Genomic DNA, 12,456 nt, shown 5'->3' with positions numbered 1-12,456 from the left:
GCTCGGCCGCGCGGCCGAGCGGGGCGACACCCCCGCACTGATCGACGGGGCCGGGGAGTTCACCCTCACGTACGGACAGGTCGACGCCTTCCATCGGCGGGTCGCCGCCGGACTCGCGGAGGCCGGGGTACGGAAGGGGGACGTGCTCGCGCTGCACAGCCCCAACACCGTGCTCTTCCCCGTCGCCTTCTACGCCGCCACGCGCGCGGGTGCCTCCGTCACCACCGTCCATCCGCTGGCCACCCCCGAGGAGTTCGCCAAGCAGCTCCGCGACTCCGCCGCCCGCTGGATCGTCACCGTCTCCCCGCTGCTCGCCTCCGCCCGCGCGGCGGCCGAACTCGCGGGCGGGGTGCGGGAGATCTTCGTCTGCGACGAAGCGCCGGACGGCGTCCGGTCCCTCCAGGCCTTCCTCGGCTCCACCGGCCCCGTGCCCGAGCTCGACGTCGACCCCGACGAGGACATCGCCGCGCTCCCGTACTCCTCCGGCACCACCGGCGTCCCCAAGGGCGTGATGCTCACCCACACCTCGATCGCGACGAACCTCGCCCAACTGGCGCCGCTCGTCCCGATGGGGCCGGGCGACCGGATCCTCGCGATCCTCCCCTTCTTCCACATCTACGGGCTCACCGCCCTCATGAACGCGCCCCTCCGCCAGGGCGCCACCGTCGTCGTCCTGCCCCGCTTCGAGCTCGACACCTTCCTCGGCGCCATCCAGAAGCACCGCATCAACGGCCTCTACGTCGCCCCGCCGATCGTGCTCGCCCTCGCCAAGCACCCGGCCGTCGCCGACTACGACCTGTCCTCCCTGGAGTACATCGTCAGCGCCGCCGCGCCCCTCGACGCGGCCCTCGCCCAGGCCTGTTCGACGCGGCTCGGGCTGCCGCCGGTCCTCCAGGCCTACGGCATGACGGAACTGTCCCCGGGCACCCACGTCGTCCCGCTCGCCGCCCAGGACCCTCCGCCCGGCACCGTCGGCAAGCTGCTGCCCTCCACCGAGATGCGGATCCTGTCCCTCGACGACCCGTCGAAGGACGCGGCGCCCGGCGAGGAGGGCGAGATCGCCATCCGGGGACCGCAGGTCATGAAGGGCTACCTCGGGCGGCCCGACGCCACCGCCGCCATGATCGACGCCGACGGCTGGGTGCACACCGGCGACATCGGCCGGGTCGACGACGAGGGCTGGCTCCACGTCGTCGACCGCGTCAAGGAACTCATCAAGTACAAGGGCTTCCAGGTCGCTCCCGCCGAACTCGAGGCGCTGCTCCTCACCCACGAGGGCGTCGCCGACGCCGCCGTCGTCGGCGTCACGGACGCGGACGGCACCGAGATCCCCAAGGCCTACGTCGTACGCCAGGCGGCCGCGCCCGGCCTCACCGCCGAGGACGTCATGGCGCACGTCGCCGCCCGGGTCTCCCCGTACAAGAAGGTCCGCGACGTCGAGTTCATCGAGGCGGTGCCCCGGGCGGCGTCCGGGAAGATCCTCCGACGAGAGCTCCGGGACCGGGACCGGGAGGCCCGTGACCTCCGTGACCGAGAGCTCCGAGACCGAGAGTTGAGGGACCGTACATGACCCTGGTCGTCGTCACCGAGGAGCGGGGGATCACCACCCTCGCCCTCGACTCCCCGGCCACCCGCAACGCGCTCTCCGCGGCGCTCGTCACCGAGCTCGCCGACGCGCTGACCGTCTGCGGCAAGGACCCCGCGGTCCGGGCGGTGGTGCTCACCCACAGCGGCACCACGTTCAGCGCGGGCGCCGACCTCAAGGCGCCGCCGAGCCCGTACGCCTTCGTGGACCTGCTCCGGCAGATCGTCGAACTGCCGAAACCGGTCGTCGCCCACGTCACAGCGGGCGGCCGCACCCGCGCCGGCGGCCTCGGCCTGCTCGGTGCCGCCGACATCGTCGTGGCGGGGGAGGGGGCCGACTTCGCGCTCACGGAGGTACGGATCGGGGTCGCCCCGGCCGTCGTCTCCCTCACCCTCCTCCCGAAGCTGGAGCCCCGTGCGGCGGCCCGCCACTACCTGACGGGCGAGCGGTTCGGGGTGCCGGAGGCGATCGCCATGGGGCTCGTGACGGACCGGGACGACGCCCTGCCCGGCCTCCTCGACTCCCTCCGTGCCGCCTCCCCGCAGGGCCTGCGGGAGGCGAAGCGGCTGGTCACCGCTAGAGTCCTGGAGACCTTCGAACGTGACGCGGAGGACCTGGTGCAGAGGTCGGCCACGCTCTTCGCCTCCGCCGAGGCGCGCGAGGGGATGACGGCCTTCCTCGAACGACGGGACCCCGCATGGCGGCTGTGACCGCACCCAAGCAGGACAGGAGCCGCGCCACCCGGCAGCGGCTCCTGGAGGCGGCCGTGTCCTGCCTGGCCGAACACGGCTGGGCGGGCTCCACGGTCGCCGTCGTCGCGGAACGGGCCGGCGTCTCCCGGGGCGCCGCCCAGCATCACTTCCCGACCCGCGAGGACCTGTTCACGGCCGCCGTCGAGTACGTCGCCGAGGAGCGCTCCCAGGCGCTGCGGACCCTCCCGTCCCGTGACCGCCACGAGGCCGTCGCCGCGCTCGTCGACCTCTTCACCGGGCCTCTCTTCCGGGCCGCCCTCCACCTGTGGGTCGCCGCCTCCGGCGAGGACCAGCTCCGCGCGCGCGTGACCGAACTGGAGGCCCGCGTCGGCCGCGAGTCCCACCGCATCGCCGTCGAGGTGCTGGGCGCCGACGAGTCCCGCCCCGGCGTCCGCGAGACCGTCCAGGGCCTCCTGGACATGGCCCGCGGCCTCGGCCTCGCGACCCTCCTCACGGACGACCGCGCCCGCCGCGAACGCGTGGTCGCCCAATGGGCGCTGCTGCTGGACGAGGCGCTCGCCTAAGCACTGTCCAGCGGTGTCGGGCAGGACTGCACCCGCGTGGCTCCGGCCTGGCGGGGGCTGCGCCCCCTGGCAGGGCTGCCCCCCGCCAGGCGCTCGTCCGGCGGGGACTACAGCCCCGGGATCTCCCGTGCCTGGAACGCCGCCCGTACGGCGTTCGCCGCCGACGTGCCGTACATCTTCTGCGCCGTCGCGACCGTCGTCAGGGCCGCGTCCCGGAAGCTGGTGTCGGGCGCGAAGCCGAACTGGGCGTTCACGATGATCCGGTCGGCCGTCCTGGCACCGAGGGAGTTGCGGATGTCGAAGAGCGCCCGGGACCAGATCTCGCCGTCGGCGTGGACCTCGCCCTCCCGGTCCGCGTACGTCTTGGTGCCGTCGATCCGGCGGAGGCAGTGCGGCGCCTCGCTGTAGCCGGTGGCGTCCCAGTCGGCGACGCAGGCGGCGTCCGCCTTCATCGCCCATCCGTACTTCTCGACGGCGTGCGTGCCGACGGCCACCGCCAGGTAGTCGCCGAAGGCCTCGCCGATGGATCCGGCCTCGGGGGAGGTGCCGAAGCCGGGTACCTGGGCGTGGTGCACGGCGTGACCGTATTCGTGCACGATCACCTCGGCGTCCTCGGCATCGTCCACTCCGCCCTTGCCGAATCGGATCTCGGCCTTCCTGTCGGTGAAGAAGGAGTTGTCGGCGCCCCACTGGTTGAGCCGGACCGGCTGCGTCCGGTCGTTGGCCCCGGGCAGTTCGGTGCCGAAGCCGAGCCCCTGCAGGTACTCCTGTGCCTCGTTGACCCAGAAGTACGCCATGACCTGCTCGAACTGGTCGTCGGAGCGGTTGTACGCGGCGGCGCCCGCGACGGTGGCGGGCTTGCCGGTCTCGGAGCGGACGTCGACCCACTTCCCCGACAGGGCACCGCTCGCGTCGAGGTTCCGCAGCGTGGCGGTGGCGTACGCGGAAGCCGGTACGTCGCTCGCCGCGTCCTTGTGGTCGGTGAGCGACTGGTCGCCGGTGGCCTGGACCGGGTTCACCATGAAGACGCGGGCCTGGGGAAGCGAGGGGGCGGGCAGCGGGGCGGCGGAGGCGCCGGCCGAGGGGAGCAGGGCGGCGGTGGCGACGGCCACGGTGGCGGTGGCCGTGGCGATCAGCCCGCGGGGTGTGCGGCGACTCATGGACGTCCTCCTGCGACGGGGTGCTGCGACGAGATGATTGGCATGCGCTCGACACATGTGGCGGCGATCTTCGCGTACCGCCGCCCCTTTGAACACCCCTGGGTCCGGGGAGTCGGGGCGTGACGCAGGCCACAGTCGATCCACCCCCGCCGCAGTACTCTGGTCGCATGCCTACGCTCGTACGCCGTCGCCACGTGGACTTCCTCCGCGTCACGTCCATGAGCTGTCGCCGCTCCGCCTGACCCCAAGGGGCACCACCAGCGCCCCCACCGGGTCCCTCGTTCAGAGCCCAAGCCGACCGGCACCCGTGGCCCCCGCCCCACCCTCGGCGGCCGCCCCGGGCACCCGTAGACCCCGCGGACGCACCCATGACTCGCAGCTCGTACCCCTCGCAGCTCCCCATCGTCGACCTCTCCGCCGCAGACCGTGACCCCCAGGCCCGGAAGCTGCTCCACGCCCAGCTCCACTCGGCCGCGCACGACGTCGGTTTCTTCCAGTTGATCGGGCACGGGGTGACCGAGGCCGAGACGCGGGCCCTGACCTCCGCGATGCACGCCTTCTTCGCCCTGCCCGAGGCCGAGCGGCTCGCCCTCGACAACATCAACTCGCCGCACTTCCGCGGCTACACCCGCATCGGCGACGAGCGCACCGCCGGCGCGCGCGACTGGCGCGACCAGCTCGACATAGGCGCCGAGCGCCCCGCGCGGACCCCCGCGCCCTGGGAAGCCCCGTACTGGTGGCTCGAGGGCCCCAACCAGTGGCCCGAGGCCCTCCCCGAGCTGCGGACCGCGGCCCTGCACTGGATCGAGCGGCTCAGCGGGGTCGCCGAGCGGCTGCTGCACGAGCTGCTCGCCTCGATCGGCGCGCCCGAGGACTTCTACGACGACATCTTCGGGCCGCGTGCCCACCCGCACCTCAAGCTGGTGCGCTACCCGGGCAGCAGCGGCGAGGGCGACGACCAGGGCGTCGGCGCGCACAAGGACTACGGCTTCCTCACCCTGCTCCTCCAGGACCACGTGGGCGGGCTCCAGGTCCAGCGCGAGGACGGGAACTTCCACGACGTGCCGCCGCTGCCGGGCGCGTTCGTCGTGAACCTCGGCGAGCTCCTCGAAGTGGCGACCAACGGCTATCTGATCGCCACCAACCACCGAGTCGTCTCGCCGCCCGGGGCCACCGAGCGCTACTCGGTGCCGTTCTTCTACAACCCGCGGCTCGACGCCCGGATCACCCCGCTGGCCTTCCCGTACGCGGAGACCGCGCCCGGCGTCACGGCCGACCCGTCGAACCCGCTGTTCGCCGAGTACGGCCGCAACGAGCTGAAGGGCAAACTGCGGGCCCACCCGCTGACGACGGCCCGCCACCACGCGGACCTGCTGCTGCACCCGGAGGCGCAGCCGGCCCTGTCGTCCTAGCCGGACCTGTCGCCCTCGCCGGGTACGACGTCCTGTCGTACCCGGCGACGTGTCATGTGACGTCTCCTACGACGTCCGCTGCGACGGCCCTGACTGTGCGGGTCGGGCCGTCGCCGGACGGACGGGGCTCGGGTGCTCAGCCCGCGATGTCCGCGTACCCCTCGATCTCGCGCGGGTTCCGCTGCCCCGGACCCGTGTAGCGGGCCGACGGACGCACGAGCCGGCCCGTGCGCTTCTGCTCCAGGATGTGCGCCGACCAGCCGGCCGTGCGCGCGCACGTGAACATCGACGTGAACATGTGCGCCGGGACCTCGGCGAAGTCCAGGACGATGGCCGCCCAGAACTCGACGTTCGTCGCCAGGACGCGGTCGGGACGGCGGTTGTGCAGCTCGTCCAGAGCGGCCTTCTCCAGGGCGGCGGCCACCTCGTAGCGCGGGGCGTCCAGCTCCTTCGCCGTCCGGCGCAGCACGCGCGCGCGGGGGTCCTCGGCGCGGTAGACGCGGTGGCCGAAGCCCATCAGGCGCTCGCCCTTGTCGAGGGCCTGCTTCACGTACGCGGTGGCGTCGCCGGTCCGCTCGATCTCCTCGATCATGCCGAGGACGCGGGAGGGCGCGCCGCCGTGCAGCGGGCCCGACATGGCGCCGACGGCGCCGGAGAGCGAGGCGGCCACGTCGGCGCCGGTGGAGGCGATGACGCGCGCGGTGAACGTGGAGGCGTTCATGCCGTGCTCGGCGGCGGAGGTCCAGTAGGCGTCGACGGCCTTGACGTGCTTCGGGTCGGGCTCGCCGCGCCAGCGGATCATGAAGCGCTCGACGACGGAATCGGCCTTGTCGATCTCGCTCTGCGGGACCATGGGGAGGCCCTGGCCGCGGGCGGACTGGGCGACGTACGAGAGCGCCATGACGGCGGCGCGGGCGAGGTCGTCGCGGGCCTGCTCGGCGGAGATGTCGAGGAGCGGTTTGAGGCCCCACACGGGCGCGAGCATCGCGAGGGCGGACTGCACGTCGACGCGGATGTCGCCGGAGTGCACGGGGATGGGGAACGGCTCGGCGGCCGGCAGGCCGGGGTTGAAGGCGCCGTCGACGAGCAGGCCCCAGACGTTGCCGAACGAGACGTGGCCGACGAGGTCCTCGATGTCGACGCCGCGGTACCGGAGGGCGCCGCCTTCCTTGTCGGGTTCGGCGATCTCCGTCTCGAACGCGACGACTCCCTCGAGCCCGGGTACGAAGTCGGACATCAGGCGGCTCCTCTATCGATGATCGATCAACCGAATGGTGGTCGATGGTGGGGATTCAACAGTCGTCCAGCCCAAGAGTCTGTACGGTTCCGATGATGCGGGGAAGCGTGACATCCGGCACACTCCGCCGATTCGGCGAGTCAGGATTGGCGGCACGCGGTGCCGGGCAAACTGAGGCGCTGCGGCAGGATGGCCCCGTGACCGATCCTGTGAACGACGCCCTGGATCCCGCGGACATGCGCGAGCAGTACCGCACCACCGAGCTGTCGGCCGCCGACCTCGCGCCCGAACCGATCTCGCAGTTCGCCCGCTGGTTCAAGGAGACCGTCGCGAATCCGGCGATCCACGAGCCGAACGCGATGATCGTCTCCACGGCCACCCCCGACGGCCGCCCGTCCTCGCGCACGGTGCTCCTGAAGCACTACGACCAGGCAGGTTTCGTCTTCTTCACCAACTACGACTCCCGCAAGGGCGCGGAGCTGGCGGCCAACCCGTACGCCTCGCTGCTCTTCCCCTGGCACCCGCTGGCCCGCCAGGTCATCGTCACGGGCCGCGCCGAGCGCATCGGCCGCGACGAGACGGTCGCCTACTTCCGCACCCGTCCGCACGGCTCCCAGCTGGGCGCCTGGGCGAGCCGGCAGTCCTCGGTGATCGCGTCCCGCGCGGAACTCCTCGCCCGGTACGAGGAGCTCGCCGCGCGCTACCCCGGCGACACGCAGGTGCCGGTCCCGCCCGAGTGGGGCGGCATCCGGGTCGTGCCGGACGCGGTCGAGTTCTGGCAGGGGCACGAGAACCGGCTCCACGACCGGCTGCGGTACGTCCGCGAGGGCGGCCCGCACGGCGCGGGCGCCCCGCACGGCGCGGAGGGCTCGGACGGAACGGTGGGCTCGGTGGGCTCGGTGGGCGAGACGTGGCGGGTGGAGCGCCTGGCGCCCTGACCGGCGCACATGCCGCCGGCCTACCCGCTCACGCACCCGCGCGCCCCCCACGTGTCGCCATGCGTTTCCGCGATGCAACGATTTCGGTGAAGGTGATGTGCGCTGCGTCACGTTCCAGTTGAATGGCCGCAGCATGGGGGGTGCCGGGATGAGTGCTTTCACGGGGTCCGCGAGCGCGACCGCTTCCGTTCCCGGAGCGGGGGCCGATCTGCTGGCCGCGCTGCTCGACGGGATGGACGCCGCGCTCTGCGCGTTCGACGCCGACGGGACGGTCACGCACTGGAACCGCGAGGCCGAGCGGATCCTCGGCTGGTCCGCCGCAGAGGCGGTCGGACGGCGCGGGTTCGAGGGCTGGGCGGCGCGCAGCGCGGACGCGGAGGAGACCCTGCGGCGGCTGATGGGGGCCATGAAGGGACCCGGCCGGCAGGTCCACGAGCTGGCCCTGCTCCGCAAGGACGGCGGCCGGGTGCTCGTACGCAGCCAGGCCGCCGGCGTACGAGGGGCGGACGGCAGCGCGGCGGGGGTGTACTGCGCGTTCAGCGAGGTCCACGTCCAGCTCGACCTGGAGCGGTCGGTGGCGCTCAGCGAGGCGCTGTTCGAGGACGCGTCCTGGGGCGTCGTCCTCGTGGACGCCGACCTGCGCCCCGCCATGGTCAACGGCCACGCCGCCCGTGCCTTCGGAACCGGGCGTACGGCCCTGCTCGGACGCCCGCTGGGCGATGTCGTCGTGCACGGCGCGGAGGAACTGGAGGCCGCCCTCCAGCACGTCCTGGCGGAGGGCACGCCACAGGCGCCCGCCGAGGTGTGGGTGACGCTGCGGACGTCCGCCGGGGAGCGGCGCCGGTGCTGGCGCAGCGGCTTCCTGCTGCTGTCCTCGCCGATGGCGGAGGAGCCGGTGCCGCTGGGTGTGGCCTGGCTGTTCCAGGACGTGACGGAGGAGCGGCTCGCGGCGCGCGAGGCCGACCGGCTGCGGTTCCGGTGGAGCCAGCTGCACCGGGCCGGCGCGGCGGCGGCGGAGTGCGAGGACCCGGCGGAGGCGGCGGCTGTGCTGCTCGACTTCGCGCTCGCCGGGTTCGCGGACCACGCCCTGGTCGACCGGGTCGCGGGCGAGCGGCGTCTGACCCGGGCCCTGGCGACCCCGGCGGGCGCGCCCAGCCCGGCCTCGCCGGTGGTGGGCGGCGGCATCCCGCTGCGATACGGCCCGAGGCACCCGGCGCTGCAGGCCTGGGACCGGGTGGGCACGGTCCGCGCGAGCGCGGGCCGCACGGCCGAGGTGTGGGCGGAGGCCCACCAGTGGCCCGCCGACGCGGCCCACGCGGTCTGCGTGACCCTGCGCTCCCGGGGCCGCACGCTGGGCGTGGTGACGTTCCTGCGGGCCGCGTGCCGCCGGCCGTTCGAGCGCGAGGACGTGGTCTTCGCGGAGGCGGTGGCGTCGAGGGTGGCGGCGGCGCTGGACCTGGGGGAGCGGGCGGACGCGGGCTAGGCCTGTCGTCGGACTCCCGTCTGCCCCGCGACGCCATGCACGCGGCCGCCCTTCGGGCGACGACGGGAGTTCGACGACAGGGCCTAGTGCCGGTAGAAGATCCGGTCGCCGTACTCCGTCATCACGCGGCCGTTCCACTCGTGGCCGCCGTCGACGTTCCCGGAGCGCAGCAGCGGCGGCTCGATGCCGCGGCGGACCAGGTCCTCGGCGGCGGCGGCCAGGGTGGCCTGCATGAGGGCGCTGGTGACGACGGTGGAGGCGGGTGCGAAGGGGGCCTCGATGCCCTCGTGGGTGAGCTCGGCGTCGCCGACGGCGATCCGGGAGTCGAGGACGATGTCGCAGTGGTCCTTGAGGTAGGTCCCCGAGACGTGCCGGGACCTGGTCTCCGTCGCGTATGCCACCGAGGTCACGCCGATGACGGTGAGGCCGAGCGCGCGGGCGTTCATGGCCATCTCGACGGGCAGGGCGTTGCGCCCGGAGAGGGAGATGATGATCAGGACGTCGCCGGCGGTGGCGGGGGAGGAGTCCAGGACCGCCCCGGCGAGGCCGTCGACGCGTTCGAGGGCGGAGCCGAGGGTGGCCGGCATGACGTCGACGCCGACGACACCGGGGACGACGAGCAGGTTCATGAGGGCGAGGCCGCCGGCCCGGTAGACGACGTCCTGGGCGGCGAGCGAGGAGTGGCCGGCGCCGAAGGCGAAGAGCCGGTTGCCGTTGGCGACGGCCTCGGCGATCGCGGCGCCGGCCGCGGCGATCTCGGCCGAGTCGCCGTCGCGCACCTGCTGGAGCAGGCCGATCGCGGCGTCGAAGAACTGTCCGGCCAGCTTGCTCTCGCCCGCGCTGTCGCCCATTCCAGAAGCTCCTTCTCGTCGCCGTCGCGTCGTCGCGTCATGTCGTGGTCGTGCCCTGGTCCTGCCCCGGTCGCCGATCACGGTGCGGTCTAAACCATTGCTCTGTCAATACCGCCTTGGGCCGGTGAGGCCCGGTTGTCGGCGCGATGCGTCAGAATTGGTGCAGGGCCAGCGCACGACTCATCGAGGGGCACGTATGTCCGGACTGATCGACACAACGGAGATGTATCTCCGCACCATCCTCGAGCTTGAGGAGGAAGGTGTGGTCCCCATGCGTGCCCGGATCGCCGAGCGGCTCGACCAGAGCGGCCCAACGGTGAGCCAGACGGTGGCCCGGATGGAGCGCGACGGACTGGTGGCCGTCGCCAGCGACCGGCACCTGGAGCTGACCGACGAGGGCCGCCGCCTCGCCACCCGCGTCATGCGCAAGCACCGCCTCGCGGAGTGTCTGCTCGTCGACGTGATCGGCCTGGAGTGGGAGCAGGTGCACGCCGAGGCCTGCCGCTGGGAGCACGTGATGAGCGAGGCCGTGGAGCGGCGGGTCCTGGAGCTGCTGCGGCACCCGACGGAGTCGCCGTACGGGAACCCGATCCCCGGTCTTGAGGAGCTCGGCGAGAAGGCGGAGGCCGAGGCCTTCCTCGACGACTCGATGGTGTCGCTCGCCGAGCTGGACGCGAGCGAGGGCAAGACGGTGGTCGTCCGCCGGATCGGCGAGCCGATCCAGACGGACGCCCAGCTGATGTACACCCTGCGGCGGGCGGGTGTGCAGCCCGGCTCCGTGGTGTCGGTGACGGAGTCCGCGGGCGGCATCCTCGTCGGCAGCAGCGGCGAGGCGGCCGAACTGGACGCGGAGGTCGCGGCCCACGTGTTCGTGGCGAAGCGCTGAGGTTGCGGCTTTCGTACGAGTGAGGGGGTGCCCCGCCGGTCGGAGAAGACCGGTGGGGCGCCCCTTTCCGCTTTCCCCGGTCAGATGTAGGGGGCGAGGACGCCCCACAGGCCGAGGAACAGGATCCCGAGCGCGAGGGCGCCGCCGGAGGTGTGCTTCAGCGCGATCATGAAGACCGTCTCGCGGGCGGCGTGGAGGGCCGGCTTCTCCGGGTCGTAGACGACGTGGATGTTCTCCGTGACGCGGTTGGGGGCGTCCTGGGTGTACTCGTTGCCGCTGGTGTCGGTGAAGGTGTAGTGGCGGGCCTTCTTCCCGTTCGGGTGGTAGGCCCGCTTGGCCACGACGGTGATGCCGCGCCGGGCGAGGACCACCTTGTCGTGCAGGTTCGAGAGGACGGCGAAGGTGGAGAGCAGGCCGACGAGCAGCGCGAGCAGTCCGGCGAAGGCCGCCATGCCCATGTCGCCGCCATGGGCCGAGGTGGTCCACCAGACGTAGCCGACGTAGGCGGCGAGGACGGCCGCGCCGCCCGTCCACACCTGCCACATCTTGAGGGTGAACCCGCCGTCCTCGGTGGTGACCAGGGCGCTGCCGGCCGGGTCCCTCTCCTCGGGCAGGGCGTTGTCGAGGGCGGTCAGGAACGCGGAGGTGGCGTATGCGTTGCCGCCCTCGATCCGGTGGACCGTCCGGTCGGTGAGGACGACATCCAGGGCTTTGTCGCCGCGGGGGCGGATCTCCTGGACGGCCGCCAGGGGGATGCGCGTGATCAGCCGGTCCCGCCTGATGGTGAGCAGGTCGGGGTCGAGGATCGCGTCGGTGTCCCCCTTCGTGAGGACCTGTGAACTGAGCATGACCAACTTGACTCGTGGCGGGGGGCATTGGTTGTACGCGAAGGGTCGTGGAGGCGGATCTTGCCCCGAAGGGTGGTCGACGACCGTCGTGCGCCCCGGTTTACGCCGGAATGGCTACGCCCGCGCCCTCGTCGTGCCACGCTGGGGCGAAGTGGTGCGATACGAGGGGTGGAGCGGTGCGAGACCGGGGAGGGGTGGGGGCCGTGCAGCATGCGGAAGCCGTACGTCGGATGCCGCCCGTCCCGGTGGTCCGCGCGCACCGGGCGGTGGCGGGCTCGCCCTGCGCGGCGGCGGGCTCGCGCCTGCCGCGTACGGGAACAGGCTCCCGCACCGCCGGGACGGCAGAGGGCCCCGGCGCCTCGCGGCGCCGGGGCCTGTCCTCCCCTGTGCTGACCTGGAGCCCCGAGCTCTCAAGGTCAATCCCCTCGGACCGTTTTCCCCGAGCGGTCCGCCTCCCGTTCAAGATCTCCCCTCGGCAGCGGCCGTCAATCCTTGAGGCCTGTCACTCGAACGAGGGGTGTTGCGCGGCAGGAGCGCATTTTCGAATGCGAGTTCGATAGTCTGGCGTGGTTCGACGGCAAGAAGAGGGGGTGCCAGGGATGGCGCGACGACTCGACGTCACCGGGGCCGACGGCGTACGGCTGGCGGCCTGGGACTTCACGCCCGGGACCGTCCCGCAGGCCGGCCCCGGCGTCTTACTCCTCCACGGTCTGATGGGCCACGCGGCCCACTGGTCCCCGGCGATCGGCCGCCTCGCGGAAGCGGCGACCCGCCCCGGCG

Annotated in this window: 11 protein-coding genes and 1 pseudogene; 8 read left to right on the top strand and 4 right to left on the bottom strand. The window is 72.8% G+C overall.

Annotation, left to right across the window (positions count from 1 at the left end):
* The 3 genes from AOK00_RS26275 to AOK00_RS26265 all read left to right on the top strand — a co-directional run.
* Window positions 1–1,570, top strand: a 1,570-nt coding sequence (locus AOK00_RS26275) for an AMP-binding protein (RefSeq protein ID WP_055602734.1), incomplete at its 5' end; no start/stop codon positions are given.
* A complete protein-coding gene (locus AOK00_RS26270; protein WP_055602733.1) occupies window positions 1,567–2,295 on the top strand; it encodes an enoyl-CoA hydratase family protein in 729 nt (242 codons plus the stop codon). The genes AOK00_RS26275 and AOK00_RS26270, both read left to right, overlap by 4 nt.
* Window positions 2,283–2,861, top strand: coding sequence for a TetR/AcrR family transcriptional regulator (locus tag AOK00_RS26265; RefSeq protein WP_055602732.1), 579 nt, complete (start codon window positions 2,283–2,285; stop codon window positions 2,859–2,861). Before AOK00_RS26270 ends, AOK00_RS26265 begins: the two co-directional genes overlap by 13 nt.
* A gap of 107 nt (window positions 2,862–2,968) precedes the next feature.
* Here AOK00_RS26265 and AOK00_RS26260 read toward each other — a convergent pair whose 3' ends face one another.
* Window positions 2,969–4,021: a M4 family metallopeptidase gene (locus tag AOK00_RS26260; protein WP_055602731.1), complete on the bottom strand. Its 1,053-nt coding sequence runs from the start codon at window positions 4,019–4,021 to the stop codon at window positions 2,969–2,971.
* A gap of 368 nt (window positions 4,022–4,389) precedes the next feature.
* On the opposite strand from AOK00_RS26260, the gene AOK00_RS26255 reads away from it, so the two are divergent.
* A complete protein-coding gene (locus AOK00_RS26255; RefSeq protein ID WP_055602730.1) occupies window positions 4,390–5,433 on the top strand; it encodes an isopenicillin N synthase family dioxygenase in 1,044 nt (347 codons plus the stop codon).
* A gap of 136 nt (window positions 5,434–5,569) precedes the next feature.
* Here the strand turns inward: AOK00_RS26255 and AOK00_RS26250 are convergent, their stop codons facing one another.
* Window positions 5,570–6,670 carry a citrate synthase 2 gene (locus tag AOK00_RS26250; protein WP_055602729.1) on the bottom strand — a complete coding sequence of 367 codons (1,101 nt, stop codon included), beginning with the start codon at window positions 6,668–6,670 and terminating at the stop codon, window positions 5,570–5,572.
* Window positions 6,671–6,906: 236 nt separating this feature from the next.
* Here AOK00_RS26250 and pdxH point away from each other — a divergent pair, with 236 nt between their 5' ends.
* The gene (gene pdxH / locus AOK00_RS26245) at window positions 6,907–7,608 is read left to right on the top strand and encodes a pyridoxamine 5'-phosphate oxidase (RefSeq protein ID WP_216822272.1); all 702 of its coding nucleotides are present in this window, start codon (window positions 6,907–6,909) and stop codon (window positions 7,606–7,608) included.
* A 148-nt stretch (window positions 7,609–7,756) separates the two neighbouring features.
* Window positions 7,757–9,091, top strand: coding sequence for a PAS domain-containing protein (locus AOK00_RS26240; protein ID WP_055602728.1), 1,335 nt, complete (start codon window positions 7,757–7,759; stop codon window positions 9,089–9,091).
* A gap of 83 nt (window positions 9,092–9,174) precedes the next feature.
* On the opposite strand, the gene AOK00_RS26235 is transcribed toward AOK00_RS26240, so the two are convergent.
* Window positions 9,175–9,942, bottom strand: a complete 768-nt coding sequence (locus tag AOK00_RS26235; protein ID WP_055602727.1) for an SIS domain-containing protein — start codon at window positions 9,940–9,942, stop codon at window positions 9,175–9,177.
* Window positions 9,943–10,138: 196 nt separating this feature from the next.
* Here AOK00_RS26235 and AOK00_RS26230 point away from each other — a divergent pair, with 196 nt between their 5' ends.
* On the top strand, window positions 10,139–10,828 hold the full coding sequence (locus tag AOK00_RS26230; RefSeq protein WP_055602726.1) for a metal-dependent transcriptional regulator: 690 nt from the start codon (window positions 10,139–10,141) through the stop codon (window positions 10,826–10,828).
* A gap of 80 nt (window positions 10,829–10,908) precedes the next feature.
* Here the strand turns inward: AOK00_RS26230 and AOK00_RS26225 are convergent, their stop codons facing one another.
* The gene (locus AOK00_RS26225; protein ID WP_055602725.1) at window positions 10,909–11,676 is read right to left on the bottom strand and encodes a hypothetical protein; all 768 of its coding nucleotides are present in this window, start codon (window positions 11,674–11,676) and stop codon (window positions 10,909–10,911) included.
* 599 nt (window positions 11,677–12,275) lie between these two features.
* On the opposite strand from AOK00_RS26225, the pseudogene AOK00_RS26220 reads away from it, so the two are divergent.
* Window positions 12,276–12,456, top strand: a pseudogene (locus AOK00_RS26220) (alpha/beta fold hydrolase); the annotation flags it as partial.

The organism is Streptomyces aureus, from assembly GCF_001418135.1.
Classification (GTDB): Bacteria; Actinomycetota; Actinomycetes; order Streptomycetales; family Streptomycetaceae; genus Streptomyces; species Streptomyces aureus_A.
Note: the sequence above shows the minus strand (reverse complement) of the source record. Positions and strands in the feature narration are given on the sequence as shown.

Bases quoted from the DNA above. Each gene is read 5' to 3' on its own strand.
- AOK00_RS26260 (WP_055602731.1), bottom strand. From the start codon at position 4,021: ATGAGTCGCCGCACACCCCGCGGGCTGATCGCCACGGCCACCGCCACC.
- AOK00_RS26225 (WP_055602725.1), bottom strand. From the start codon at position 11,676: ATGCTCAGTTCACAGGTCCTCACGAAGGGGGACACCGACGCGATCCTC.
- AOK00_RS26255 (WP_055602730.1), top strand. From the start codon at position 4,390: ATGACTCGCAGCTCGTACCCCTCGCAGCTCCCCATCGTCGACCTCTCC.
- AOK00_RS26250 (WP_055602729.1), bottom strand. From the start codon at position 6,670: ATGTCCGACTTCGTACCCGGGCTCGAGGGAGTCGTCGCGTTCGAGACG.
- AOK00_RS26240 (WP_055602728.1), top strand. From the start codon at position 7,757: ATGAGTGCTTTCACGGGGTCCGCGAGCGCGACCGCTTCCGTTCCCGGA.
- AOK00_RS26230 (WP_055602726.1), top strand. From the start codon at position 10,139: ATGTCCGGACTGATCGACACAACGGAGATGTATCTCCGCACCATCCTC.
- pdxH (WP_216822272.1), top strand. From the start codon at position 6,907: ATGCGCGAGCAGTACCGCACCACCGAGCTGTCGGCCGCCGACCTCGCG.
- AOK00_RS26270 (WP_055602733.1), top strand. From the start codon at position 1,567: ATGACCCTGGTCGTCGTCACCGAGGAGCGGGGGATCACCACCCTCGCC.
- AOK00_RS26235 (WP_055602727.1), bottom strand. From the start codon at position 9,942: ATGGGCGACAGCGCGGGCGAGAGCAAGCTGGCCGGACAGTTCTTCGAC.
- AOK00_RS26265 (WP_055602732.1), top strand. From the start codon at position 2,283: ATGGCGGCTGTGACCGCACCCAAGCAGGACAGGAGCCGCGCCACCCGG.